The organism is Tundrisphaera lichenicola (assembly GCF_051175385.1).
Classification (GTDB): domain Bacteria; phylum Planctomycetota; class Planctomycetia; order Isosphaerales; family Isosphaeraceae; genus Tundrisphaera; species Tundrisphaera lichenicola.
Genome location: NZ_CP195106.1, coordinates 1,568,779 through 1,594,287, shown reverse-complemented (window position 1 = coordinate 1,594,287; position 25,509 = coordinate 1,568,779). Strand labels below are relative to the sequence as shown.

Genomic DNA, 25,509 nt, shown 5'->3' with positions numbered 1-25,509 from the left:
GTTCGGACACGGCAAGCGGAGCGCCGGTTCGCTCGAACGATCAGCGTCTTCGAGAATCGGTCGGACCGGGCTCGGGTAAGGCCGGGGGAATCTGCCCGAGCTTGAGACCGAGTTCGCGGAGGGCTCGACGAAGGTCGTCGACCGCGTCGTCGGGTATGACCACCGAGTTCGGCCCGAGCCGATCGCCCAGGAGCGGTCCGGTGGTCGGATACTGGAGCAACCCATCGAGTAGTTCGGGGGTCGGCACCTCCATCACGACCGGCCGGGCCGCCTGGAACGGTTCGACCTTTGGCCCTGCGGCATGAAGGAGCAGGCGAATGGCCGAGGGGAGTGCGCTCCCGGTCCTCTGCTCGAACCATCGGGAAAGCTGGGCGGCCGTCAAACCGTTCTCGGCCGCCCGCGAGAGGGAGGCGGGCGTGACGACAAACGACCGACGGGGCGAGCTTGCCCCATCGGGCGGGGTTGAGGTCCTGGGTTCGTCGGCGAACCGGGTGAGTTCGGCGTCGACCAGCAGGTCGGATCGCCCGAGGTCGAGCGAGAGAGTCACGCCGTCGGGCTCGACGTCGACGCAGGCTTCTGCGGGCTTCCGATAATCCCGAGAGCCGGCCATTCGGAACCGATTGAACGGAATCGCCCCCTCCTCCTCGACCAGCAGGAGCCGGTCGGAGATCCGGATCGGGGCGACACGGACCGAGCTGGGCCAGAGACCGATGGCGGCTTCCAACTCCTCCGAGGAGGCGAACTCGACCAGGGTGGCAGAACCGTAATAGGTCACCCGATCGCGACGATCGGCCCAGGTCCGGACCGCCTCGGCCACCCCGGCCGGGAGGGGTCGGGCGCTGTGCTTCGACAGTCGATCGAGAATCGCCTCGGTCGTCAAGCCGCCTTCGAGCCCTCGGTAGACCGAGTCGGGCGTGAGCTTTAACTCCAACGCAGCTCCCACCTGCGACCATCGGGCGAACCGGCTGAACTGGCCGATCAGGCTGGGCGTAAGGCCCTGTCGGTAGGCGATGATCTCGAAGTTCGGCTGGACCATCAGGAAGTGGTCGAAGGCGGCCCGAGGGGCGGGGGGCGGCCCCAGGGCCAATCCATAGCGGCCCAGCGGCGTGATTTGCACCACCCTCCGGCCAATCGGTGTCTCCTCCGCCGCCCGGACCAGGCCGAGCTGGTAGGCCGGGCCGAGCAAGACTGCGGCCAGGGTGGCCATTCCTCCCTCGGGTTGAGCCTTCCAGGTGTCCGAGAGCAAGGCCCGATCCCATCCCGGGGCCAGCTGGTTGAGATGCTCGGCCAGGTCGTCGAGCGCCACCCACCCCGGTTCCTCGACCCTCGCGAGCCAGAGGAGGATCGACGACCGGACGAACGGCAGGGCCAGGTCGACCGGGCTCCCTTCGGAGCGCATCCCGGCCTGCTCGTGCCAGTCACGGAGTGAAAGCCAGCGGGTCGCGATCATTTGAGGGAGATGGACCGCGTTCTCCGCCCAGAAGTCGGGAGGGGCCGCGATCAGTCGGTCGCTGTTCGGCTCGGGGATCACCAGCCCGACGGCTCGAGCCAGGTCGATCCAGAGCAGGGTCATATCCGGCAGCGGTTCGAGGGCGTCGGTGATCGGCCCCGCGAGGACCGGGTCGTCTTCGAGCCGTTCCCGGTCTCGCTTGAAGAACGTCCCTTGCTGGGTCTGGCGGATCGGACCTTCGACGATCCGCTGCCAGGCGGCCGCGAGCCTGAGGATCGGCTCGAGGCCGTCGGATTCGCGGACCTGACGGACCGGGCCCGCCAGGGGCGGGGGCTCCCCCTCGGGCATCAAGGTCCTTGCGGCATTGGAAGCCGAAGGATGGGCCAGCAAGGTCGTGGCCGCGAGCCGAGGGCCGATGGCCCGTTCGTAATCGACGACCGACTCGAACGGGTCGGCCATCCGGGCGGCCACCAGTCCCGACTCGAGGAGCCGAAGGATTGCCGGCTCGAATTCGATCCCAAGGCACGTCAGTCCCAGGGCCAGGCCGGAGGCAGGCCAGGCGTTGGCCTCGGCCAGGGCGATCAGGCCGAGCGCAGCCCGCGATCCGAACGAGAGATTCGCGACCACCCGTTCGGACACCCGATGCTCGGAGAGCCGGTCAGCGATCGCGTCGGGAAGTCGCGCGGGCTTCCCGCCCAGGTCGGCCCCGCCCAGCGAGGCGTGGATCTCGACCAGTCGAGCCCCGTCGTAACGCTTCAGGGCGGCCCGATAGGCGATCAGGGGGGGGTCGGGGGGAGCGATCGGCGTCCCCGGATCTTCGAGCAGTTCGGTCATGGTCGCGGGTCCGGGCTCCGGAGCCCGTCAGACCCCTCCCTGTTCGGTTCAGCGCACGACGCGCGGGGTATGGCCCATCCGACGCAGCTCATCCAGGATCGCGTCCTCTTCCTCGGCTCGGACCAGCAAAACCGTGTCCGACAACCGCCCCGCCACCAGTCGGGCCAGGGTCTTCCGGGCCAGGAATTCCTCGATCAGGATCGGATCGGAAGTCCGTATCAAGGTCACCTGCTTGTGCAACTTGATCGGGATCCGGAGGTTCGGCGATACGGCCATCAGGTTACTTTCTCGTAGGGCAGGGTTCGTCCTGCCGAATTGCGAGACGCGGCAGGGTTAGCCGAGGCTTACTTGGGTGCTTCAGGGTTCGGCCGGACGACCGGTTCTCTCCAACCGGGAAATCGGCTGTCGGCCTCGGCCACGAGCCGCTTCGGAAATGTCAAAGAGGATGCAGTTCGACTGGAACGAACAACATTCATCTCTGGGCAGGCAAATTCGCACGTTTCCAGGATACGCCCTGAACCGTTACCGCAAACGGGTTGGCGATGCCACGGACGACCCGTGAGATAAAGCACGTAACGAGGCCAAAATGGGGTTAGGACTAATTCGTCGGAGTCGACGGGAATTTTGTGAAGGATCCGCATATTGTCACGAATCTCCGTCGAGATTCCCGGTTTCGATCTGACCCAGACGTGGATGTGCGGTTCCGGCAATCGATAAATCGACAACGCCGGCCAACCCAGGCCCAGCATGAGAGCCAGTATCACGGTCAGCAGCGTGGTACGCCGGGTTGTCCAGCAAATCTTGCGCATGGCCTCCTTGCCTCTCAAGACTTCGACCCATTCACCCCCGTCGGAGCCGCCTTCACGTCTCCTTCGTCCAGAATCTCGTAACTATACCCCTGCTCGGTCAGGAAGAGCTGCCGGTGGTGGGCGAAATCCATCTCGCGGGTGTCGCGGGTGACCAGCGTGTAGAAGTGGGCAACATCGTCCCCGCCTTTGGGCCGAAGGATCCGCCCGAGGCGCTGGGCTTCTTCCTGGCGAGAGCCGAACGTCCCGGAGACCTGGACCATCACGTTGGCGTCGGGCAGGTCGATGGCGAAGTTGCCGACCTTGGAGAGGACCATCCGCTTGACCTCGCCGGTCCGGAACCTCCGATAGAGATCCTCGCGCTCATTGTTTCCCGTCGCCCCGGTGATCAGGGGAAGTTTGAAACGGTCGGCGATCCGGCGGATCTGCTTGAGGTACTGGCCGATGATGATGACCCGATCGTCGGGGCCGTCGTGACGTTCGAGAAGTTTCTCGACCAGTTCGTCCTTGATCGGATTCTCGCTTGCCAGGCGGAACTTGTCGCGCCACTCGGCCACGGCATAGTCCATCCGCTCGGTCGCGGGAAGTGCGATCCGGACCTCGTGGCACTTGGCCTCGGCGATCCAGCCCTTCTGCTCCAGGACTCGCCAGGGGACGTCGTACTTCTTGGGGCCGATCAGGGAGAAGACGTCTTCCTCGCGACCGTCTTCGCGGACGAGGGTCGCGGTCAGGCCGAGTCGCCGACGGGCCTGGATCTCGGCGGTCACCCGGAAGACGGGCGCGGGCAGGAGGTGGACTTCATCGTAGATGATCAGTCCCCAGTCGCGCTCGTTGAAGAGCTTGAAGTGGGGGAAGTCGCCATCCTTCTTGGGCCGGAATGTGACGATCTGATAGGTGGCCAGGGTCACCGGGGCGATCGCCTTGGATTCACCGGTGTAGGTGGCGACCATCGACTCGTCGAGGTCGGTCTTGTCGAGGATCTCGCGATACCACTGCTCGACCGAGGTGGTGCTGGTGGTCAGGACCAGCGTATTCTTCTTGAGGAGTGCCAGGGCCGCGATGCCGACGATGGTCTTGCCCGCGCCGCAAGGGAGGACGATCACGCCCGAACCACCCCGGACGTCGCCCCCGGCGTGGAAGGCGTCGACGGCCATCCTCTGATAGTCGCGGACCTTGAAGGGGTGCCCGGCCGCCGACTTGTCCCGGAGGACCACTTCCAGGCCGGCCCCCTCGGTGTACCCGGCGAGGTCCTCGGCCGGGTAACCGACGGCAATCAGAGCTTGCTTGAGAATGCCCCGAAAGGTGTCGTCGATGGCGAAGCTGGTCTCGTCGATCCGATCCCCAAGATACTGGCGGACTTCCTTCCGGCGGGCCAGCTCCTCCAGGAGCGCCTTGTCGTTGGTGACCAGGCGGAGCGCCCCCTCCTGCCGGACCAGCCGTACGCGCCCGTACCGCCCAACAAGTTCGGCCAGGTCGACCGCCAGGGTGGGCGGGAGCGGGAACTTGCTGTAGGTCGAGAGGGCATCCACCATCGCGTCGGCCGACATCCCGGCCGCGGCGGCGTTCCAGAGGGAGAGGGGCGACAGGCGATAAGTGTGAATGTGCTCGGGGCTTTTTTCCAGCTCGGCGAAAGGGGCCAGGGCGTCTCGGGCCTCGGCATAGAGCGGGTTGTCGACTTCCAGAAGGACCGTGCGATCACCTTGGACGATGAGCGGATTGGCGGGATTGTACTGCATGGGCTCCTTGCCGACCGGGGTCCACGATCCGGGCCAACGCGCCTGGCGCCGAAACTGTCATCGTAGACGCACCGGCCCCGGCTCGCAAGGCCGGCATCGCGAGTGGGCGCGCCATTCGAATCGCGCCCGGCGGCGATGCCTCTCCGGCGAGCCCGACCGGCGCCCATCGAAGGGGATCGGCTTGCCGGGTCCGTTGGAGTCCCTTACGATGAAAGCGACGTTGGATTATCAGAGATATGGATCGGGTCGGTTTCGAGGGGACGAGTTGCCATGCTGAACCAACGGGACGGTCGAAGGTTCGCCCTCCTGGCGGGCTTCGCGCTGCTGAGCGCGTCGGTCGCTTTCGTCGCGAGCCCGGCGGACGCGGCCGACGAGAAGAAGCCAACCCGCAAGGATAGCTCGGCCAGGATCCGACCCAAGCAGGCCGTCCTGACCGCGTCCGTCTCGCCCGAGACCGCCCGACCGGGCAAAACTGTCACCTATAGCGTCACGGCCAAGCTGGACGATTCCTGGCACATCTACAAGTACTCGAAGAAGCAACTCGAGGACGGGCCCAGGCTGACCCAGTTCGATTTCTTCGACACTGCCGGACTGACGACCCAGGGGGACTGGACGGCCTCGGAGGATCCGATCCGCAAGAAGGAGCCGGCCTTCCCGGATATCCCCTTCCTCGAATACTTCGAAGAGGAAGTGACCTGGAGCATCAAGCTCAAGGTGCCCGCCAAGTCCGAACCGGGCAAGAAGACCCTCCGTTGCCAGGCCGGATACATGATCTGCTCGGACGAGAATTGCAGCATCCCCGGCCAGTGGACCCTGCCCGAGGTCGAACTGACCATCCTGCCCGGCCCCTCCTCCAGCCTACTTCCTCCTACTAATTTGGGGATCGCCGCAGCCTTGACCATCCTGGCTCAGGACGCCCCGGCCGAGCCAACCAAGCCGAAAGCCAAGGACAGTCGGATCCAGTCGAAGCAGGTGACCTTCACGACCGAGATCAGCCCGGCGAAGGCCAAGGCGGGCGAAACGGTCACTCTGAAGGTCACGGCCAGGATCAATGCTTCCTGGCACATCTACAAGTTCTCGGCGACCCAGCCCGAGGACGGTCCGAAGTTGACCTCGTTCGATCTCTTCGACCCGGCCGGACTGGTGCCGAAGGGAGAGGAGTGGACTCCTTCCAGGGAGCCTATCAAGAAGAAGGACTCGGCATTCGCCGATATTCCGTTCCTCGAATTTTACGAGGACGAGGTTTCCTGGAGCCTACCGCTCGAAGTTCCATCGGGAACCGCCCCCGGAACCAAATCGGTCGGCGTCCAGGTCGGCTACATGCTCTGCACGGATACCAATTGCACTCCCCCGACCCGAACCACCCCTCCTCCGGCCGAGGTGGAAATCGTCGAAGGCGATTCGCCGGTTCCGGCCGTGACCCAGGCCGCCCCGACCGAAGAAGCCAAACCGAAGCTCAAAGATAGCCGGATCAAGACGAAGCCAACGACCTTCTCGACCGAGATCACCCCTGCGAAGGCAAAACCAGGCGAGACCGTCACGCTGACGGTGAAGGCGAAGATCGACGCCCCCTGGCACATCTACAAGTTCACAAACGATCCACCGGCCAACGGCCCCAAGTTTACCTCGTTCGATCTCTTCGATCCGGCGGGACTCGTGGCCAAGGGAGAGGAGTGGACGCCTTCCCGACCACCTCTCAAGAAGAAAGACGAGGCGTTCCAGAACCTCCCCTTCCTCGAATTCTATGAGGATGAAGTCTCCTGGAGCCTCCCCCTTGAGATTCCGGCGGGGACTTCGCCCGGCTCGAAATCGGTCCGTGCCCAGATCAGCTATATGATCTGCACGAACGCCAGTTGTTCACTGCCCACTCGCCTGACCCTCCCCGCCGCCGAGATCGAAGTCCTGGAGGGAGGGCCGGTCGCGGCGGCTCCCGTGCCCTTGACGGAGGCTTCCCCCTCGAACCCCAACCCAGCCCCGACGAACACGAAAGCGCCGGTCGTGGCGAGCGTCCCTGTCCCGGAAACGGACGTCACTCAGAAATCGGATTCGAACGGCGAGTCTTCCGATTCAGCGACGGGCACGGCCCCCGAAGATGGATTCCTCGCCTTCCTCCTGTTCTGCGCCGGGGGCGGACTGTTCGCCCTGGCGATGCCGTGTGTCTGGCCGATGATCCCGGTGACGGTGAATTTCTTCGTCAAGCAGGGGCAGAAGAAGAACGGCTCGACGACCGGCCTGGCTATCACTTATTGCCTGTCGATCATCGGGATCTTCATGGCGATCGGGCTCCTCTTCTCGATCACCTTCGGGGCCGCATCGCTCTCCAAGCTGGCGAACAATCCCTGGCTCAACCTGGGCGTCGCCGCTCTCTTCCTCGTATTCGGCCTGAGTCTGCTCGGGCTGTTCGAGATCAGCCTGCCGAGCTTCATGCTCAATGCATCGGCCAAGGGAGAAGGTAAGGGGGGGCTGATCGGGGTCATGTTCATGGCCCTCACCCTGACGATCACCTCGTTCACCTGCACCTTCCCGGTCGTGGGGGTCCTGCTGGTGATGGCGGCCAAGGGGCAATTGCTCTATCCGGTAATCGGCCTGGCCACGTTCGCCTCGGTCCTGGCCTTCCCGTTCTTCTTGCTAGCCCTTTCTCCCGGACTCCTGGCGAAGATGCCCAAGAGCGGCGACTGGATGAACACCGTGAAGGTGGTCGGCGGCCTGATCGAGATCGGCGCAGCGTTCAAGTTCCTGAACACGGCCGAGACCTACTTCGTGGTCCCGAACGAGGCCTGGTTCAATGCCTACACCGTCCTGACCCTCTGGGTCGTCCTGGCCCTGATCTGCGGGATCTATCTCCTGGGCCTCTTCCGGACCGACCACGATTACGAGGACGTGAAGGTCGGGCCGGGCCGGATGATCGGCGGCTGGCTCTTCCTGAGCCTGGCCCTGTTCCTGGCCCCCGCCCTCTTCGGCCGTCCCCCGCAGAACAAGATCTGGTATCTCGTCGTGGGACTTCTGCCGGCCGACGCGGGCGAGCTAAAGGCTCCCGAATGCATCGGCGGCAGTGGAGGGGGCGAGATGCTCGCCAAACCCGCCACGTCCAACGATCCCAAGCAAGCCGAGCGCGAGCAGACCGCCTTCCACGGGGTTGCCTGGGGGATGAGCTACGAGGGAGCTCTGGAACGGGCGAAGGCGGAGAATCGCCCCGTCCTGATCGACTTCACCGGGGTCAACTGCGCCAACTGTCGATTGATGGAGCAGGAGGTCCTGCCCCGTCCCGAGGTGGTGGATCTCCTCAAGAAGTTCGTCACGATCCAGCTCTACACCGATACCGTCCCCATCAAGTCGATCCGGCAGGAAGACAGGATCGAATTGGCCGAGAAGAATATCGACCTCGAAGCCAGATTGTTCGACGAAGTCACCAACCCCAACTACGTCGCGCTCGATGGCGAGGGGAAGGTCCTCGGCAAGCTCGGCGGCAAGGTCTCTCCCGAGGTCTTCTCCGCGTTCCTCAAGGGGGCGCTCGACCGCCATCTGGAGGGCGGCAAGGTCGCCCAGTTGGGCTCAGGCCGGTGATTCGTCCCACTCGACCGTCTTCTCGCCGTCGACCACCTCGCCGATCACCCAGGCGGGGAGGTCGACCTCGGATCGGAGGTAGCGAGTGATCGCGTCGGCGTAATATTCGGCGACGATCAGGACCATGCCGATCCCCATGTTGAAGACGCGGAACATCTCGGCGTCGGGGACGTTGCCGATCGACTGGAGCCAGGGGAAGACCTTGGGGATATCCCACGACTTCCGGAGGCGGATCCCGCAACCTTCGGGCAGAATTCGAGGGGGATTGTCGATCAAACCGCCCCCGGTGATGTGGGCGATCCCGTGGACGATCCGCTTGACCCGATAGTGGCGGTAGACCGTCTTCAGGGCCCGGACATAAAGCCGGGTCGGCCGGAGGAACTCGTCGGCGACCGTGCATCCCAGTTCGGGGACGAACGAGTCGGGCTGGAGGCCCGCCCCGTCGAAGGCCAGCTTTCGTGCCAGGCTATAGCCGTTGGAGTGCAACCCCGAGCTGGCCAGGCCGATCACCTTGTCGCCGGGCCGGATTTCCTTGCCGTCGAGGATCTGCTTGCGGTCGACCACGCCCAGGCAGAAGCCGGCCAGATCGTACTCACCGTTGTGGTAGAAATCGGGCAAGATCGCGGTCTCGCCGCCGAGCAGGGCACACTCGGCCTCGACGCAGCCGTCGGAGATCCCCTGCACCACCTTCTCGGTCAGTTTCGGGTCGTCGCGGCTCATGGCGACATAGTCGAGAAACAGGAGAGGTTCGGCCCCGGCACAGAGGCAGTCGTTGACCGACATCGCCACCAGGTCGATGCCGACCGTTTCGTGCCGACCGGTGGCGAAGGCCAGCTTCAACTTGGTTCCCACCCCGTCGGTCGAGGCGACTAGGACCGGGTCGCGATAGGTCCGGGTGAACAGCCCGATGTTGGCGTCGAGCCGGAATAGTCCGGCGAACCCGCCCGGCCACTCGATCACTCGAGGGGTGTACGTCCGCTTGAGGAGCCGGGGGAGCAGGGCCATCGTCTCTTCATAGGCGTCGAGGTCGACGCCGGAAGACTTGTAGTCGATCGGCTCGGGCATGGTCATCCGCGGGGCTTGGGTTCGGCTTCGGGTCTTCGGATCGCGCCCGGTGGGCGGGCCGACTAGTGTACCCCGGAAAGGGTCCATCGCGAAACGCCCGGCCCAGGGCCGATGGCATGACGCTTGATCCGACGCGACCTAACCTTTATGGTGGACCTAACCCGCAGGTTGGATCACACCCCGAATGCCTGCCCTACCTAGATCCCACGAAAACCCTCGGAGCTATGCAGTATGTTGCGAAAATTCGCAGTCCTGACGGTCACCCTCGGCCTGATCGGCAGCCTGGCCTTCGCCTCCGATTTCGACGACGACGAGTCGCCGACCGGCAAGATCATGGAAAAGGTCAGCTCGAAGCACAACGCCATCAGGAAGTCGATCCGGACCGCCACCGAGTTCAAGAAGAGCGGCTCGACCATCTCCAAGAACGCCGACGAGATCGTCAAGCTCGCCAAGGAAGCGCGCGCGATCAAGGATTCGGCCGAGAAGGAGAAGAAGCCCATCGCCGAGTGGGAGAAGCTGATGGACGACATGATCAAGTCGGCCGAGGAGCTGTCGAAGGTCGCCGCCAAGGAGGACGTCGCCCTGGCCGACGTCAAGGATGCCTTCACCCCGTACAACAAGACCTGCGCCGCCTGTCACGCGGTCTTCAAGTCGGACGAATAAAATTTCCGGACCGGCTCGGGACACGCCTCGCCGCCCGATCGTCCGGGCGGCGAGGCGATCTCCATCAATTCCGATCAGCCCTGCCGATCCTCGACGGCCAGCAGCAGGATCACCGTGGCCACCGCGAGTTGCCGGGGCAAAATCGCTTCGGCGTCTTGAGTCAGGTCGACGAAGTATTTCTGGACGAATGGGTTAAAATTCTGCTGCATCGTCCCCACGACACGCCCTTCGACCTCGATATGAAACGTCTGTGGGAGGAAGAACGAGGCAAATTCGATCATCCGCCGCGCGGCCGCCTTCCAGCCGCTGTCCTCGGTCACCCGGCCCCGGACGATGCCCGAAGCATCGAGAATCTCCCAGGAATCCCGGAACATCGAACTCCAGCCCTTCCGCCGGAGCGTCCCGATCGGCTCCCCGATCCGAACATCGGTGACCCGATAAGCCGCACTGAAGTCGATGATCCGATCGGCCGCGATCTGGAGGATCTCCGGACCTCCGGTAGGCCCCGCAGCGACCCGGATATCTTCCTTGAGGCGGAAGGCCTTCTGGATCGACGAGGCCAGGACCTGGCCGTCCAGGCTATAGATCGTGAACCCCGCACCGAACAGCTTGAAGACCTGACGCCGAGCAATGAACTGGTCGTGGCGATAGAGTTCGGGCAGATCTTCGGACATTCGTCGATTCTCCGAGGAACGAGCCAGGACAGTAGATCGAGGAGATGATCCCCGCTCAGTTCGGCCTGAACAAGAGGTTGCCCGGATTCTGATGAACTGGCCGATCTTCCGCTATCTCGACATCACCTTGGCGACCGTGGGCGAGAACCTGGCCCTGGACGAAGCCCTGCTTTTGGAGGCCGAAGAGCGAGGCGGGCCGGCCTTGCTGCGAGTCTGGGAGCTGGACCACCTGGCCATCGTCCTAGGGGCATCCGGCCGGATCAACGAGGATGTTCGCCGCGAGGCCTGCGAGGCCGACGGCGTCCCGATCGCCCGGAGATCGAGCGGAGGGGGTACGGTCGTGATCGGGCCGGGAGCCCTCAATTTCACGATCGTGATGCCGATCGATTCCGCCCCCGAATTGAGGACCGTCGACCAGGCCCAACGCCTGATTCTCGAACGGACAGCCCAGGGCCTTCGCGTCGATTGTCCGTCGGTGGAAGTCCTCGGATCGGGAGACCTCACCCTCGGAGATCGCAAATTTTCGGGGAGTGCCCAGCGACGACTCCGGCGCAATCTCCTCGTCCATGCCAGCCTGCTCTACGACTTTCCGCTCGATCGGGTGGAACAATACACGAGGCAGCCATCCAGAAAACCTGATTATCGGAGGAATCGGTCTCATGCCGATTTCCTGACTAATATTCCGATCTCCCGGGAACGGCTCTTGAAAGCCCTGAAAATCGTCTGGCTGGAGGATGATCCCGGATCGTCATCCCCTACAATTCCCGAAGATATTGTCCAAAAGCTACTTGTGACAAAATTTTCGAAGGTTGAGTGGATCGAGCGACTTTGACCGTAGATATAGGATAATGGACCTTTTCGGGTCCGGAAAAAGTCCCAGATCTTCTCAGGACCCTTCCGGCCGGCTCAGGCTCCACTATACTGAAGAAGACGGGCTTCGATCGGGGTTTGGGTAGACTCCGGTTTGCGTTATGCTGGGAAAACCGGGCCGAGGCGGGAACATCCCGGGCTTCGATCGGGTTCCCGGCACAATCTGCCCAATCGACACGGGCCGCGTCCCAGTCGCGACCCAGGTGGGGATCACGCTCCCATGAATCGCTCGACGGTCGCGAACCGGTGGAATCTCGAGCTGATCGACGACATTTATCGAAGGTGGAGCGACGACCCGAACTCGGTCGACTCGACCTGGCAAGCGTTCTGCGAGGGCTTCAGCCTGGCCCTCTCCGGCGAGGGTCAAGCCACCGGAGCCCCTGCCGATGACGGGGCGGCGCAAGCCGCCGTCACCCGCCTGATCGATGCCTATCGCGAGGTCGGCCACTATCTTGCCGACCTCGATCCTCTACAGCTCAGCCGACCGGGCGACCCGGCGGGCCTGCTCGACCTATCCAGCTTCGGCCTCTCGGAGGCTGATCTCGATCGGACCTTCCATACCAAGCTCTTCGACCCGCCCCAGGCCACGCTTCGCGATCTCATCGCCGCGCTCCGACAAACGTATTGCGGGTCGATCGGCGTCGAGTACATGCACATCCGGAACCCCCAGATCCGCACCTGGCTCCGCGAGAGGATGGAATCGAGCCGGAATCAGCCTCAACTGGATATCCGCCAGAAGCGCCGGATCATCCTCAAGCTCAATGCGGCCGAGGTTTTCGAGACCTTCCTCCACACGCACTATGTCGGGGCCAAGCGGTTCTCGCTCGAAGGGGGCGAGACCCTGATCCCGCTGCTCGACGCGGTCATCGAACGGTCGGCGAAATTCGGAGTCAAGGAGATCGTCCTGGGGATGCCGCACCGAGGGCGGCTCAACGTGCTGGCCAACACGCTGGATAAGCCCTATGGGATGATCTTCAGCGAGTTCGAGGACAACCAGCCCGAGACGTATGCCGGCGACGGCGACGTGAAGTATCACCTGGGCTTCTCGGCCGACCACGTCACCGCCGACAACCACACCGTCCACCTTTCCCTGACGCCCAATCCCAGCCACCTGGAAGCGGTCAACCCGGTCGTCGAGGGTCGAGTCCGGGCCAAGCAGCGCCGATTCAAGGATCGCGACCGGAAACTGGGGCTGCCGGTCCTGATCCACGGGGACGCCGCGTTCGCCGGGCAGGGGCTGGTCGCCGAGACCTTGAACCTCTCGCAGCTCCGAGGGTACCGGACGGGCGGGACCGTGCACATCGTGGTGAATAATCAGATCGGCTTCACGACCTCGCCGGTCGACAGCCGGTCGACCCGATACTGCACCGACGTCGCCAAGATGATCGAGGTCCCGATCTTCCACGTGAACGGCGAGGATCCCGAGGCCGTGGTCTATGTGGCCGAGCTGGCGCTCGACTTCCGCGAGACCTTCGGGCAGGACGTCGTGATCGACCTGGTCTGCTACCGGAAGCACGGCCACAACGAAAATGACGAGCCGGCGTTCACCCAGCCCCTGATGTACGCCCAGATCCAGAAGCGACCGACCATCCGCGCGATTTATACCGAGAAACTGATCCAATCCGGCGAGCTTTCCGGGGAAGAGGCCGAGACGATCGCCGAGACCTTCGGCGACAAGCTCCAGGCGGTCTACGACGAGGTCCACGACCACGCCGCCAAGATCCCGCAGACTCCGGGCTTCGGCGGGTACTGGAAGGGATACACCCCCACCTATTCTTTCGCCCCGATCGAGACCGGAGTGCCGGTCGAGACCCTCCAGCAAATCGCCGAGGCGACCTCCGCCGTCCCAGAAGATTTCCACGTAAACCCCAAGATCCGCCGGCAGCTCGACGCCCGCCTGAAGGTCATGGAGTCTGGCGAGGGGATCGACTGGGGTTTCGGCGAGACCCTGGCTTTCGGCTCGCTCCTGATCGAAGGCACCCCGGTCCGCCTGAGTGGGCAGGACAGCCGGCGAGGGACATTCAGCCATCGCCACGCTGTCCTGGTAGACGGGACGAATGGGGATCCGTACATCCCGCTGAATACCATGCCAGGCCAGAAGGCCGAGATCTGCGTCTACGACAGCCTCCTCTCCGAGGCGGCCGTCCTGGGCTTCGATTACGGCTACTCGCTGGACGAGCCGAACATGCTGATCCTCTGGGAGGCCCAGTTCGGCGACTTCGCCAACGGTGCCCAGGTGATCATCGACCAGTTCATCGCCTCGGCCGAATCGAAGTGGGGCCGGGCCAGCGGCCTGGTCATGCTCCTGCCCCACGGCTACGAGGGCCAAGGGCCCGAACACTCCAGCGCCCGGCTCGAACGATTCCTGGCACTTTGTGCCGAGGACAATATCCAGGTCGTCTACCCGACGACCCCCGCCCAGTATTTCCACCTCCTCAGACGCCAGGTCCGACGGGACTTCCGCAAGCCCTTGATCGTCATGACGCCCAAGAGCCTCCTCCGGGCCAAGCAGGCGGTCTCGACGCTCAAAGACCTCGCGACCGGCCGCTTCCAGGAGGTGATCGACGACCCGATGCCCGCCGATCGGGTCAAGCGGGTGGTCCTCTGCTCGGGCAAAGTCTATTACGACCTGATCGCCCGCCGAGAGAAGTCGAACAACGAGCGAGAGGTCGCGATCCTCCGGCTGGAGCAATTCTTCCCCTGGCCGGGCGAGATCCTCAAGGCGGCCCTCGATCGCTATCGAGAAGCCCGCGAGTTCGTCTGGTGCCAGGAAGAGTCGCAAAACATGGGCGGCTGGACCTTCGTCGACGCCAGGCTCCGCGAGTTGACCGGCAAGAATTTCCAGTATGTCGGCCGAGACGCCAGCGCCAGCCCGGCCACCGGCTCCCACACGATCCACGATCGAGAGCAGAAAGAACTGGTCGAGGCCGCCATCGGGGCCGCCATCCCGCATCTGGTCTCGGCGAAGCCGGCCCGCCCGGTCGTCGCCCTCACGAGCAAGGACTGAGTCTGATGGCCGCCGTCCCGATCAAGGTCCCGCAAGTCAGCGAGTCGATCACCGAGGGCATCCTCGCCAACTGGCTCAAGCCCGATGGCTCGGTCGTCAAATCCGGCGAGCCGCTCTACGAGCTGGAGACCGACAAGGCCAGCCAGGTCTTCATCTCCCCGGCCGCAGGAACCCTGAAGATCCAGGTTGCCGAGGGGACCACCGTGGCCGTCGAAGCCGTGATCGGCTCGATCGACCCGGATGGAGTTCCCACCGCCAAGGCTCCCGAGCCGGCCAAGCCCGCGCCCTCGAAGGCGGTGGAGCCCCCCTCGAAGCCTGCTGCTCCCGAGGTCCGGCCCGTTGATGGGTCGACCAGCAATGGTGGCGTCGCCACGATGCCTCTCGCCCCGTCGGTCCGCCGGATCGTCGAGGAATCCGGAACCGATCCTTCCAGGATCGAAGGGACCGGTCGCGAGGGGCGTCTGACGAAGGGGGATGTCCTGGCCCACCTGGAGACGCCCCGACCGGTGGCCCCGGCCACCTCGACGGATTCTCCCGCCCCGGTACCCGCTCCCAACTCCGGTCCTCGAGAGTCGCGGAAGCGGATGAGCGGGCTCCGCCAGAAGATCGCCCAGCGGCTCGTCGAAGCCCAGCATACCGCCGCGATCCTGACGACCTTCAACGAAGCCGACATGTCGCAGGTCATGGAGCTCCGGGCCAAATACAAGGACAGCTTCAAGGCCAAGCATGGCATCGGACTGGGGTTCTCGTCGTTCTTCATCAAGGCCACGATCGAGGCCTTGAAGGCCTTCCCCAACGTCAACGGCCGGATCGAAGGGAATGAGATCGTCACCAACCATGCCTATGACATTGGCGTGGCGGTCAGCACCGAGCGTGGCCTGATGGTCCCGGTGATCCGCGACGCCGACAAGCTGAGCTTCGCGGGGATCGAGAAGGCGATCGGCCAGTTTGCGGTCAAGGCTCGCGAGGGGACCATCGCGGTCTCGGACCTCCAGGGCGGGACCTTCACGATCACCAACGGCGGCGTCTTCGGCTCGCTGCTATCGACACCGATCCTCAACCCGCCCCAGAGCGGGATCCTGGGGATGCATGCGATCCAGAAGCGTCCCATCGCCGTCGACGACCAGGTCGTGATCCGGCCCATGATGTATCTGGCCCTCTCTTACGATCACCGGATCGTCGATGGTCGCGAGGCGGTCAGCTTCCTCGTCCGGATCAAGGAGTGCATCGAGAGTCCCGAGCGCCTGATGCTCGAACTCTGATCGCGCCGCGTCTAGAATGAGACAAGGACTCAGGGCCGGGCCGGGTGTCGCTCCGTCGAGCGACACCCGGCCCGGCCTCGCACACACACGAAGGAGCCTGCGGTGGCCGAGCGTTACGACCTGGTGGTGATTGGTGCCGGGCCCGGCGGTTACGTTGCCGCGATTCGGGCGGCCCAGCTCGGCATGAAGGTGGCCTGCGTCGAGAAGCGGTCCAGCCTCGGCGGGACTTGCCTGAATATCGGCTGCATCCCCAGCAAGGCCCTGCTCGACTCAAGCGAGCTTTACCACCTGGCGACTCATCGGTTCGCCAAGCATGGGATCAAGGTCGGAAACGTGGGGCTCGACCTACCGGCCATGCTCGCCCGGAAGGATACGGTCGTCAAGGAGCTGACCGAAGGCGTTCGGTTCCTGTTCCGCAAGCAAGGGATTACCACCGTCTTCGGGACGGGTCGGGTCGCCTCTCCGACTTCCGTGGTCGTCAAGGACGACGAGGGGACCGAGACCACGCTGGAAACGGCCCACATCCTCCTGGCCACCGGATCGGCTCCGATCCAGCTTCCGTTCCTCCCCTTCGATGGGAAAGTGATCGTCGGCTCGACCGAGGCCCTCACCTTCGATAAGGTCCCCGACCACCTGCTGGTCGTGGGTGGTGGTTACATCGGACTGGAGTTGGGCTCGGTCTGGCATCGGCTCGGGGCGAAGGTCACGGTCGTCGAGTTCCTTCCCAGGATCGTCCCGATGGCCGATCTCGAAGTGGGCCAACTCCTGGCCAAGAGCCTGCTCAAGCAGGGCCTCGAATTCCAGATGGAGACCAAGGTCACCGGCGCGAAGGTCGCCAACGGCCGGGCCACCGTCACCGCCGAGACCAAGGACGGCAAGACCCTGACGTATGACTGCGAACGTGTCCTCGTCTCGGTCGGACGTCGACCCTACACCGAAGGGCTCGGGCTGGATTCGGTGGGCGTGAAGGTGGATCCGAAGTCGAACAAGGTCCTGACCGACGCCCACTTCCGGACCAACATCCCCACAATCTCCGCGATCGGCGACCTGATCGACGGCCCGATGCTCGCCCATAAGGCCGAAGACGAAGGAATGGCGTTCGCCGAGCTGCTCGCCGGAAAGGCCGGTCACGTCAATTACGAGACGATCCCCAGCGTCATCTATACCTGGCCGGAGATGGCCAGCGTTGGAATCACCGAGGAGCAGGCCAAGGAGCGTAAGGTCGAGTACAAGGTCGGAAGGTTCCCCTTCATCGCCAACGGACGGGCCAAGGCGATGGACGAGGTCGAGGGGATCGTCAAGGTGATTGCCGATGCGAAGACGGACAGAGTCCTGGGCGTCCACATCATCGGCCCGAGGGCGTCCGACATGATCGCCGAGGCCGTCACGACGATGGAATTCGCCGGCAGCGCCGAGGACATCGCCCGGATCTGCCACGCCCACCCCACGCTCTCCGAAGCCTTCCGGGAGGCCGCACTCGATGTCGACGCCCGTGCGATCCACTCCGCGCCCCGAGCCAAGGCTGCGGGAAAATGATGACTCGTCGAGAGTCCCCGATCACCTCGTCGTCGGATTCCTGGTCACGGATCGCGAAATGGTCCGAAAGCTGAAGGCGAGGGCGGAACGCTCGCCCTCCGCCTTCCGCGATGAGGTCTGGGATGGAATTTACGTCATGTCGCCCCTCGCGAATATCGAACACCAGATCATCGGGCAAAAGCTCTGGATGGTGTTTGAGGAAACGCTTCCCTTTGCGGGAGGTGGACTAGCGATCAACGGATTCGATCTCAGCGATCGCGTCGAAGGGTGGAAGGCCAACGATCGAGAGCCTGATGTCGGGGTTTATCTCGCGGGAAATCCCGCGCGAAATTGCGATACTCATTTCTGTGGCGGCCCAAATCTTGCTGTCGAGATCCTCAGCCCCAATGACCTGGCTCGTCGAAAGCTTGACTTTTACGCCAAGGTCAACACGAAGGAGTTGCTGATTGTCGACCGCCAACCGTGGGCCCTGGAACTCTATCGTTTGATCGACGGCTTTCTCATTCTGATCGGGGCATCTACCCCTCAAAACTCGACCTTGTTGACCAGTCAGGCCCTGCCTTTGACCTTCCGACTCGTCCCGGGCGAGAGCCGGCCCACGATCGAGATCGTCCGGGCCGATGGAGGTCAGACCTGGCGGATCTGAGTCGACAACGCGACCCGCCCTCGCCGAACGGAAGGAACAACACCCGTGAGCCTCATCACCCCGCCCGGCCCGGCGAAGTCGTCGAAGCCCACTCACTCGACGGGCTCATCCCTCCTGGATGCATATCGAGCGGTCCGAGCCCAGACCGAACGGCTTGGAGAGCCCCTGGAGCCCGAGGATTTCGTGGTCCAGTCGATGCCGGACGCCAGCCCGGTCAAGTGGCACTTCGCCCACACCAGCTGGTTCTTCGAAACTTTCATCCTCTCAGCGGCCCTGTCGGACTACCATCCCCGATTCCCGCAGTACAACTTCCTCTTCAACTCCTATTACAACTCGATCGGCGAGCGGATCGCTCGCGATCGACGGGGACTCCTCTCCCGACCCACGATTGCCGAGGTCCGCGCCTACCGTCGAGAGATCGACGAACAGATGGAGGGCTGGCTCGGGACAGTCGAAGTCGACGCGCCGCTGGCCCTGGAACCAATCGTCGTACTCGGACTCCACCACGAACAACAGCACCAGGAACTGATCGTCACCGACCTGAAGCACGCCTTCGCAGGCAATCCGCTCCGTCCGATCTATCGCGAACGGAATCCAACCTCCCGATCGATCACGAGGCCGATCGGCTGGATCACTTATCCCGGTGGGGTCCACCAGATTGGACATCAGGGGACGGGATTCGCCTTCGACAATGAGTCTCCGAGTCACCGCCAATATCTCGAACCCTTCGAGCTGGCCAGCCGCCCCTCGACGAATGGAGAATATCTCTCCTTCATCGCCGATGGCGGCTATGACCGGCCCGAGTTCTGGCTTTCCGACGGCTGGGCGGCCCGGAAGTCCCGTGGTTGGTCGGCCCCGCTCTACTGGGATCGAGCTGATGGCCCATGGATGACCATGTCCCTGGCCGGGTTCCTCGAGGTCGAGCTGGATGAGCCGGTCACGCACCTGAGCTTTTACGAGGCCGATGCTTTCGCCCGATGGTCGGGAGCCCGTCTTGCGACAGAGGCCGAGTGGGAAGTCGCCGCAAACGGCCTCCCGATCGATGGGAACTTCCTCGAATCCGGGCGATATCATCCGGCCCCGGCGACCGGACCGCGCGGAGATGAGCAGCCTTTGCAGATGTTCGGCGACGTCTGGGAATGGACCCGGAGCCCGTATACACCCTACCCGGGGTATCAACCCGCGGCAGGCGCGCTCGGCGAATACAACGGCAAGTTCATGTGCAACCAGATGGTCCTCCGGGGAGGATCATGCGCGACACCTCGGACCCATATGCGGGCCTGCTATCGGAACTTCTTCCCGCCCGAAGCTCGCTGGCAATTCAGCGGGGTTCGTCTCGCCCGCGACGTTCCCCGGTAGCTAATCCCTGAACTCGCCGCGAACCAGGCGATTCGAGCTCGCGGGTTCTCAACCGCCCTCTCCCTTGGGAGAGGGCGTGAGGGGTGAGTTGAAGGGAGATCAGGCCGTCTCGACCGTCGAGTCGAAGACGCGGACCTTGGCCCAGTTCTCCTTGTTCTCGGCGATGAACTGGTTGTGCCTGGGAGCGACTTGATAGTCGTCCTGGTCCTTGAGGGTGGCGAAAACCATGTGCAGGGCCACGTCGAAATCCTTGTCGTTGACCGGTCGGCTCAACGAGGGTTCGACCCCACCCACGGCGAAGAAGACGAGACCGGGATGGCCGGTCAGGTAGGTCTTGCAGGCCTGAATCAGCCGGACTCGGGCGGCTTCGCTGTCGTCGGTCAGCTTGAAGAAGACGTTGTGGGCGATCATGGTCGGACTCGGGCTGGTGGGGTGTTCGATCAAGGACGGCCGATCATATCGCGGATCGTTTCGGCATTCACCGGTCGGATGATCCCGCGCTCGGTGATGATCCCTTCGATGAGCTCGGCCGGTGTGACGTCGAATGCCGGGTTGTAGACGTCGACCCCTTCGGGGGCCGTGGCTCGCCCGAAGCCGTGGGTCACTTCGCGAGAGTCTCGCTGCTCGATGGGAATCGAGGAGCCGTCGGCCAGGGCGAGGTCGAAGGTACTCGAAGGGGCGGCGACGTAAAATGGAATCCGGTGGGCCCTGGCCAGGAGGGCCACGCCATAGGTGCCGATCTTGTTGGCGGCGTCGCCATTGGCCGCGATCCGGTCGGCCCCGACGACGACGAGGTGGACCTTCTGTTCCTTCATGACCTGGGCGGCCATGTTGTCGCAGATCAAGGTCACGGGAATCCCTCGACGCTGGAGTTCCCAGGCGGTCAGGCGGGATCCTTGCAGGAGGGGGCGGGTCTCGTCGGCGAAGACGCGGAAGGGCGTGCCCCGTTCAAACGCGGCGAAGCAGACCGCGAGTGCCGTGCCGTAATCGGCGGTGGCCAGGCCTCCGGCATTGCAGTGGGTCAGGACCCCCTGCCCCGCCCCGATGAGGCCGGCCCCGAAGGCTCCGATCGCCCGGCACATCGCGCGATCCTCTTCGAGGATCGCGCGAGCTTCGTTCAGAATCCGATCGAGGAACGCGGCAGGGTCATCCTTCGAGGTGACCTCGGCGACCCGGTCGATCCGGTCGAGAGCCCAGAACAGGTTGACGGCCGTGGGTCGGCTGGTCCTGAGATACTGGGAGGCGGATCGGACGGAGGATCGGACGGCGTCCAACCCCTGTTCGATCGCGGCCTGTCCACCGATCACGGCGCCGAAGGCCGCGGCGATCCCGATTGCGGGAGCCCCGCGGACCCGGAGCGAGCGGATCGATTCCCAGACCTTCGGGACATCCCGACACTCGATCGTGACGAACTCGCCGGGCAGGAGGGTCTGGTCGACCAGGCGGACGCAGCCCGATCGGGCGTCGCCGGCCCAGCCGACCGTCTCCAGGGCCTCGAAGGCACCGGGCTGGCTCACTCCTCGTCGTCCTCTTCGTCGTCCCCCTCGGACTCCTCGGGGTCGATCCACGAATAGAATTCGGAGTAGAGATCCCAGATGTTCTTGACGGCCGACTTCAGATCGCCCGACTTGACCGGTGGATGCTGGCCGGACAGGCCCGCGACCTCGATCGAGAGCTTGAGAAGGTCGAGGTTCTGCCGCCTCATTTCCAGGAAGATCTGGCTCTGAGTGTCGAGTTCGAGGGCCTGTTCCAGGCTCTCTTCGTCGTGGTCGTGGTCATGGTCATGGTCGTGGTCATGTTCAGTCATCGTGGCAGTCCCTCGAAAAAGATGCCTGACCTGGGGGCGATCGCTCCCAGGTCGGCATTTGGTCGCCTCAACAATACAGGATAGCCGGTTTTCAGACCAACGCGGAGGAAGTCCCCGAGGTCGGGGAAGTCCCGGCGTCCCATCGGACGTATGGAAGCCCGAAGGTCGACGCGACCGCCTGGTTGGTCACTCGACCACGGTCGATATTGATCCCTTCTGCGAATCCCGACGATCCGGCCGCCATCGCCGCCCAGCCGTGTCGGGCAATCTGCAGCGTGTAGGGGAGAGTTACGTTGTTCAGGGCATAGGTGCTGGTCCGACCCACCGCCCCCGGCATGTTGGTCACGCAGTAATGGACCACGCCGTCGATCACATAGGTTGGCGACCGGTGGGTCGTCGGTCGGCTGGTCTCGATGCACCCCCCCTGATCGATCGCCACGTCCACGATCACGGCCCCCTGCTTCATCCTTGCCAGGTCCTCGCGACGGACCAGCCGAGGAGCTCTCGCCCCGGTGATCAAGATCGCCCCGATGACGAGATCGGCCCGCTCGACCGATTCGAGGATCGTGTGACGGTCGGAATAGAGGGTCGTCACGTTGGGAGGCATGATGTCGTCGAGGTAGCGGAGCCGGTCCAGATTGACATCGAGGATCCGGACATTCGCGCCCAGTCCCGCGGCGACCTTGGCGGCGTTCGAGCCGACGATCCCGCCGCCGAGGATGGCGACCTCGGCCGGGGCGACACCCGGTACGCCGGCCAGCAAGATCCCTCGACCTTCCTGGGGGCGTTCGAGAAATTTGGCCCCTTCCTGGATGCTCATCCGCCCGGCAACCTCGCTCATCGGCGTCAGGAGCGGCAGTGTTCCACGGGCGTCGCGGATCGTCTCATAAGCGATGGCGGTGATCCCGCTCTGGATCACGGCGCGGGTCAGTTGCTCGTCGGCGGCGAAGTGGAAGTAGGTGAAGAGCGTCTGTCCTGGCCTCATCCGGGGCCACTCGGAAGCCTGGGGCTCCTTGACCTTGACCACCAGATCGGCCCGTTCCCAGATCTCGGAGGCCTCGGCCACGAGCGTCGCACCGGCGGCCTCATACAGGGAGTCAGAGATACCACTACCGAGCCCGGCCCCGGACTCGAACAGGACCGTATGGCCTCCAGCGGACAACTCTTCGGCGCCGACGGGGAGCATCGCGACGCGATACTCGTCCGACTTCACCTCTCTGGGGACCCCGACGATCATCACCTCGACTCCCATCCTCGACATAACCGACGTCATGAAGTACGGCTATTCGATCAGGTTGACGCCCCGGAATCAAGGCAACCCAATTGCATCAAGGGACTGGACGGCGAGCCTCCCGGAGCTTAAGCTATGTTTGCCCTGACCGGGTAGCTCAGTCGGTAGAGCAACGGACTTCAACACCAGTTTAGGAATAGGAGCCTCTCGCGGGAAGAAACCGAACCGCGAAGAGTGGATGCCGCAATTTGCTGGGACGCCCTGAGAGCCTCGACCACCACAACGTCGCCGGTAACGGCAAGCGTGACGGTTCGAAAAGGTGGAGGATTGGGTGATCAGCAGGCAAGGGACCGGCGGATCGCCGGCCTCGGCCCCAGAGACTAGACGCGGCACGCCTGTGATGGCGATGGTATAGTCCAGACGCTCAACGCCCCTCCCGATGAGGGGCGGTCGGCGAAAGCCGATGAGGTAGGTTAATCCGTTGGTCCTGGGTTCGAGTCCCAGCCCGGTCATTCAGCCTTTCTTCAAGTCATAAAACCGGATCGCGTTCTTGCGGAATAGCTTCGCCTGATCCTCGGGCCGGTCCGCGCGGACTAGGGTCTTCAAGGTCTCGACCCAGATCCGGAACGACGCCCCCAGATTGACCACGGGCCAATCTCCCGCGAAGATCACGCGATCCCAGCCAAACAGGTCGATGACCGACCGGACGATCGGGCGAATCTTCTCGGCGGGCCATTCGTCGGCCTGGACGTTTCCGTAGATTCCGGAAATCTTGCAGATCACCTGGCGGTCCTTGAGCCCGGCGATCTTGGCGAGCCCTCGCCGCCAACCTTCCATGTCGTTCGATCCGGCGTGCGGATTCCCGCAGTGATCGATGACAAATCGGGTGTCGGGACACTGCTCGATCAGCTCGGCCGCGTATTCGAGCTGGTCATTCTTCAGGCAGAGGTCGAAGCAGAGTCCTCTCTCGCCGAGAATCTTCATCCCCCGGACGAAGGCCGGATCCAGGCAGAACTTCGGGGTGGTCGCCGACGAATGCAGGACCTGTCGGAGCCCCTTGATGTAAGGATTCCCTTTGAACTGGTCGAGATAATCTCCGAAACCATCGGATGCGGGGCGTCCCGAGATGACGGCCGCCACCATCGGCGACTTTCCCTCCCGGCAAATCCGGGTGACGTACTCGGCCTCCTTCACCTCGTCCGACTCGGCGACGTCCACCTCCATGTAGACGGCCTTGGTCACCTTCAGACCTCGGGTGGCCTCGGCGTAATCCGAGAGCAGGTGGTCATGGCCCAGAATCTCCCTGGCGCGTCCGGTCGAGGAGTCGACCCAGGGTAGGTTCAGGAGTTTCAGGTCCCAGAGATGGAGGTGAGTATCCACGATCTCGCCGTCATAGACAGGTGGCATGTCGTCCCCCAGTGCTAGCGTGGCCGTCCCGGCGACGGCGGCCGCCCCGGCGGCGTTGAGAAATCCTCGGCGGGTGGTCGTCTCGGACATGGGTCTTCCTCCGAACCGGGATGGGTGGTCAATGCGATCCGACGGGAGGCTCGGGCTGATCGGCGGTAATCGGATCGGGATCATCGAGGCGTGAAAGCCGCCCTCGACCGCGATTCCAGAGCAGGAGGATGGCCACAAGCGCGACCATCGGCAGCCAGCCCATCACCCCGAACACGAAGTCATAGTTCCTGGTCCGGTCCAAATAGGCGCCGAAGATCGGGTGAAACGACGCCGTGACCAGCCATGTGATCGTGGCCAGGGCTCCACTGATTTTCCCCTGGTGAGCGAAGGAAAGATCCTGGGTCATCGCGTAATAAGCCGTATAAGAACCCAGACCCCCGAAGGCCACGGCCAGCAAGGCTCCCAGCAAGAGCGGACCCGAGGGGAGGAAGGCTGCGGCCGTGGTCAGGGTCGTCAAAAGGCAACAGACTCCGAAGACCCACATCCTGGATGAGTAGACGGACAGGCCCCGCCGGGCGAGATACCCCGAGAAGAACCCGGCGGCGATCGACCCGAGATCCGCGGCGATGTAATAGAACGTCGCGAAGTTAAGCATCTGACTTTCGCCATACCCCCGGGCTTCCTGGAGGAAGAGGGGGAGCCAGACGCGAAAGAGATGCCAGTTCAGATTGATGCAGATGACCATGATCATCAGGGCCAGGAACTGGTTCGAGAAGACCAGCTTCCATAAGCCAGCCCAGCTCGGATCCCTGTTGGAAACGACCTCGACCGGTTTCAGCGGCTCGGGAATGTAGAGGTCGCGGGGGCGGATCGAGAAGAGCCAGAACAGGACCCAGACCGTACCGCCGGCACCTATTACGAGGAAAGGCGGACGCCAGCCGGCCGGGTCGTCGGTGGCGAGCAGGCGGATCGCCTGGGGCGCGATCACGGCCCCGAGCGCCGTGCCACTCTGAAGCAGGCTACACCCCAGGGCCCGGTCCCGAGGGGCGAGTAAAACCTGGATCGTCTTCAGTCCGCAAGGGAAATGACCGGCCTCGAACAGCCCGAGGAAGATCCTCAGGGCCAGCAATTCCTCATAGCTCCGGCTCAGGCCGGTCAGGAACCCCATGGCCGACCAGCCGACCAGGACCGTCGGATAGAGCCAGTAGACGCCGATCCGGTCGACCAGCCAGCCGAAGAGCAGACTACCGGCGGCGAAGGCCAGACCGAATCCGAGTTCGAGGTTGCCATACTGCTCATTGTTGAGGAGGAAGTCGGCCTTGATCCGACCGGCCAAGATGTTGACCGTCAAGCGGTCCATGTAATTGACGACGGTCCCCAGCAACAACAGGACACAGATATACCATCGCCAGTTCTGCGACCGGCCGGCGCCGATCATCCCCTCTTCTCGGTCGGCCCCGGTCGTCATCATCGAGCAAGATCCTCTGCGTGTTCGTCTTGAATCCGCGATGATCGCCTACGGTGACGAGTCCCCGGGCCTCGGGAGAGGAGAGGTTACGCAACGGCGGTATCGATCTTCGGTGCGACGATCTTAACGGGCA

Annotated in this window: 19 protein-coding genes; 8 read left to right on the top strand and 11 right to left on the bottom strand. The window is 63.8% G+C overall.

What is annotated here, in order from left to right; translation table 11 throughout:
• Positions 1-40 precede the first annotated feature (40 nt).
• The 3 genes from P12x_RS06220 to P12x_RS06210 form a co-directional block, all read right to left on the bottom strand.
• A complete protein-coding gene (locus P12x_RS06220) occupies positions 41-2,284 on the bottom strand; it encodes a helicase-associated domain-containing protein (RefSeq protein WP_435010024.1) in 2,244 nt (747 codons plus the stop codon).
• Between the two features lie 48 nt (positions 2,285-2,332).
• Positions 2,333-2,560, bottom strand: a complete 228-nt coding sequence (locus P12x_RS06215) for a hypothetical protein (protein ID WP_435010023.1) — start codon at positions 2,558-2,560, stop codon at positions 2,333-2,335.
• 547 nt (positions 2,561-3,107) lie between these two features.
• A complete protein-coding gene (locus tag P12x_RS06210) occupies positions 3,108-4,826 on the bottom strand; it encodes a DNA repair helicase XPB (protein ID WP_435010022.1) in 1,719 nt (572 codons plus the stop codon).
• Positions 4,827-5,096: 270 nt separating this feature from the next.
• Here P12x_RS06210 and P12x_RS06205 point away from each other — a divergent pair, with 270 nt between their 5' ends.
• Complete coding sequence (locus P12x_RS06205; RefSeq protein WP_435010021.1) at positions 5,097-8,390, top strand: protein-disulfide reductase DsbD family protein; 3,294 nt, start codon at positions 5,097-5,099, stop codon at positions 8,388-8,390.
• Here the strand turns inward: P12x_RS06205 and purM are convergent.
• A complete protein-coding gene (purM, locus tag P12x_RS06200; protein WP_435011636.1) occupies positions 8,379-9,455 on the bottom strand; it encodes a phosphoribosylformylglycinamidine cyclo-ligase in 1,077 nt (358 codons plus the stop codon). The two genes, P12x_RS06205 and purM, sit on opposite strands and share 12 nt — an antisense overlap.
• A 231-nt stretch (positions 9,456-9,686) precedes the next feature.
• Between purM and P12x_RS06195 the strand changes: the two genes are divergently transcribed.
• On the top strand, positions 9,687-10,118 hold the full coding sequence (locus P12x_RS06195) for a cytochrome c (RefSeq protein ID WP_435010020.1): 432 nt from the start codon (positions 9,687-9,689) through the stop codon (positions 10,116-10,118).
• Positions 10,119-10,192: 74 nt separating this feature from the next.
• On the opposite strand, the gene P12x_RS06190 is transcribed toward P12x_RS06195, so the two are convergent.
• Positions 10,193-10,792 (bottom strand): hypothetical protein, encoded by a 600-nt coding sequence (locus P12x_RS06190; protein WP_435010019.1) that lies wholly within the window; start codon positions 10,790-10,792, stop codon positions 10,193-10,195.
• A gap of 91 nt (positions 10,793-10,883) precedes the next feature.
• On the opposite strand from P12x_RS06190, the gene P12x_RS06185 reads away from it, so the two are divergent.
• From P12x_RS06185 to egtB, 6 genes are all read left to right on the top strand, one after another.
• The gene (locus tag P12x_RS06185) at positions 10,884-11,624 is read left to right on the top strand and encodes a lipoate--protein ligase family protein (protein WP_435010018.1); all 741 of its coding nucleotides are present in this window, start codon (positions 10,884-10,886) and stop codon (positions 11,622-11,624) included.
• Positions 11,625-11,882: 258 nt separating this feature from the next.
• Positions 11,883-14,669 carry a 2-oxoglutarate dehydrogenase E1 component gene (locus tag P12x_RS06180; RefSeq protein ID WP_435010017.1) on the top strand — a complete coding sequence of 929 codons (2,787 nt, stop codon included), beginning with the start codon at positions 11,883-11,885 and terminating at the stop codon, positions 14,667-14,669.
• A 5-nt stretch (positions 14,670-14,674) separates the two neighbouring features.
• Positions 14,675-15,931: a 2-oxoglutarate dehydrogenase complex dihydrolipoyllysine-residue succinyltransferase gene (gene odhB / locus P12x_RS06175; RefSeq protein ID WP_435010016.1), complete on the top strand. Its 1,257-nt coding sequence runs from the start codon at positions 14,675-14,677 to the stop codon at positions 15,929-15,931.
• A gap of 102 nt (positions 15,932-16,033) precedes the next feature.
• On the top strand, positions 16,034-17,467 hold the full coding sequence (gene lpdA, locus P12x_RS06170) for a dihydrolipoyl dehydrogenase (RefSeq protein WP_435010015.1): 1,434 nt from the start codon (positions 16,034-16,036) through the stop codon (positions 17,465-17,467).
• 58 nt (positions 17,468-17,525) lie between these two features.
• Positions 17,526-18,113: a Uma2 family endonuclease gene (locus P12x_RS06165; protein ID WP_435010014.1), complete on the top strand. Its 588-nt coding sequence runs from the start codon at positions 17,526-17,528 to the stop codon at positions 18,111-18,113.
• Between the two features lie 45 nt (positions 18,114-18,158).
• Entirely contained in the window at positions 18,159-19,472 is a 1,314-nt protein-coding gene (egtB, locus tag P12x_RS06160; RefSeq protein ID WP_435010013.1) for an ergothioneine biosynthesis protein EgtB, read from the top strand.
• Between the two features lie 99 nt (positions 19,473-19,571).
• Here the strand turns inward: egtB and P12x_RS06155 are convergent, their stop codons facing one another.
• The 6 genes from P12x_RS06155 to P12x_RS06130 all read right to left on the bottom strand — a co-directional run bounded on the left by P12x_RS06155 (position 19,572) and on the right by P12x_RS06130 (position 25,379).
• Positions 19,572-19,883, bottom strand: a complete 312-nt coding sequence (locus P12x_RS06155) for a Dabb family protein (RefSeq protein ID WP_435010012.1) — start codon at positions 19,881-19,883, stop codon at positions 19,572-19,574.
• Between the two features lie 29 nt (positions 19,884-19,912).
• Entirely contained in the window at positions 19,913-20,989 is a 1,077-nt protein-coding gene (mtnA, locus tag P12x_RS06150) for an S-methyl-5-thioribose-1-phosphate isomerase (RefSeq protein ID WP_435010011.1), read from the bottom strand.
• Entirely contained in the window at positions 20,986-21,279 is a 294-nt protein-coding gene (locus P12x_RS06145) for a hypothetical protein (protein WP_435010010.1), read from the bottom strand. The genes mtnA and P12x_RS06145 overlap by 4 nt, the downstream gene beginning before the upstream one ends.
• 91 nt (positions 21,280-21,370) lie before the next feature.
• The gene (gene ald, locus P12x_RS06140) at positions 21,371-22,516 is read right to left on the bottom strand and encodes an alanine dehydrogenase (protein WP_435010009.1); all 1,146 of its coding nucleotides are present in this window, start codon (positions 22,514-22,516) and stop codon (positions 21,371-21,373) included.
• A 507-nt stretch (positions 22,517-23,023) separates the two neighbouring features.
• Entirely contained in the window at positions 23,024-24,007 is a 984-nt protein-coding gene (locus P12x_RS06135) for an amidohydrolase family protein (protein ID WP_435010008.1), read from the bottom strand.
• A gap of 28 nt (positions 24,008-24,035) precedes the next feature.
• The gene (locus P12x_RS06130) at positions 24,036-25,379 is read right to left on the bottom strand and encodes an MFS transporter (protein WP_435010007.1); all 1,344 of its coding nucleotides are present in this window, start codon (positions 25,377-25,379) and stop codon (positions 24,036-24,038) included.
• Positions 25,380-25,509 lie beyond the last annotated feature (130 nt).

What these genes read in the sequence shown, in the direction of transcription:
- P12x_RS06220 (WP_435010024.1), bottom strand. Translation starts at nt 2,284, where the DNA reads ATGACCGAACTGCTCGAAGATCCGGGGACGCCGATCGCTCCCCCCGAC.
- P12x_RS06215 (WP_435010023.1), bottom strand. Translation starts at nt 2,560, where the DNA reads ATGGCCGTATCGCCGAACCTCCGGATCCCGATCAAGTTGCACAAGCAG.
- P12x_RS06210 (WP_435010022.1), bottom strand. Translation starts at nt 4,826, where the DNA reads ATGCAGTACAATCCCGCCAATCCGCTCATCGTCCAAGGTGATCGCACG.
- P12x_RS06205 (WP_435010021.1), top strand. Translation starts at nt 5,097, where the DNA reads ATGCTGAACCAACGGGACGGTCGAAGGTTCGCCCTCCTGGCGGGCTTC.
- purM (WP_435011636.1), bottom strand. Translation starts at nt 9,455, where the DNA reads ATGCCCGAGCCGATCGACTACAAGTCTTCCGGCGTCGACCTCGACGCC.
- P12x_RS06195 (WP_435010020.1), top strand. Translation starts at nt 9,687, where the DNA reads ATGTTGCGAAAATTCGCAGTCCTGACGGTCACCCTCGGCCTGATCGGC.
- P12x_RS06190 (WP_435010019.1), bottom strand. Translation starts at nt 10,792, where the DNA reads ATGTCCGAAGATCTGCCCGAACTCTATCGCCACGACCAGTTCATTGCT.
- P12x_RS06185 (WP_435010018.1), top strand. Translation starts at nt 10,884, where the DNA reads ATGAACTGGCCGATCTTCCGCTATCTCGACATCACCTTGGCGACCGTG.
- P12x_RS06180 (WP_435010017.1), top strand. Translation starts at nt 11,883, where the DNA reads ATGAATCGCTCGACGGTCGCGAACCGGTGGAATCTCGAGCTGATCGAC.
- odhB (WP_435010016.1), top strand. Translation starts at nt 14,675, where the DNA reads ATGGCCGCCGTCCCGATCAAGGTCCCGCAAGTCAGCGAGTCGATCACC.
- P12x_RS06165 (WP_435010014.1), top strand. Translation starts at nt 17,526, where the DNA reads ATGGTCCGAAAGCTGAAGGCGAGGGCGGAACGCTCGCCCTCCGCCTTC.
- P12x_RS06155 (WP_435010012.1), bottom strand. Translation starts at nt 19,883, where the DNA reads ATGATCGCCCACAACGTCTTCTTCAAGCTGACCGACGACAGCGAAGCC.
- P12x_RS06145 (WP_435010010.1), bottom strand. Translation starts at nt 21,279, where the DNA reads ATGACTGAACATGACCACGACCATGACCATGACCACGACCACGACGAA.
- ald (WP_435010009.1), bottom strand. Translation starts at nt 22,516, where the DNA reads ATGATCGTCGGGGTCCCCAGAGAGGTGAAGTCGGACGAGTATCGCGTC.
- P12x_RS06135 (WP_435010008.1), bottom strand. Translation starts at nt 24,007, where the DNA reads ATGTCCGAGACGACCACCCGCCGAGGATTTCTCAACGCCGCCGGGGCG.
- P12x_RS06130 (WP_435010007.1), bottom strand. Translation starts at nt 25,379, where the DNA reads ATGATGACGACCGGGGCCGACCGAGAAGAGGGGATGATCGGCGCCGGC.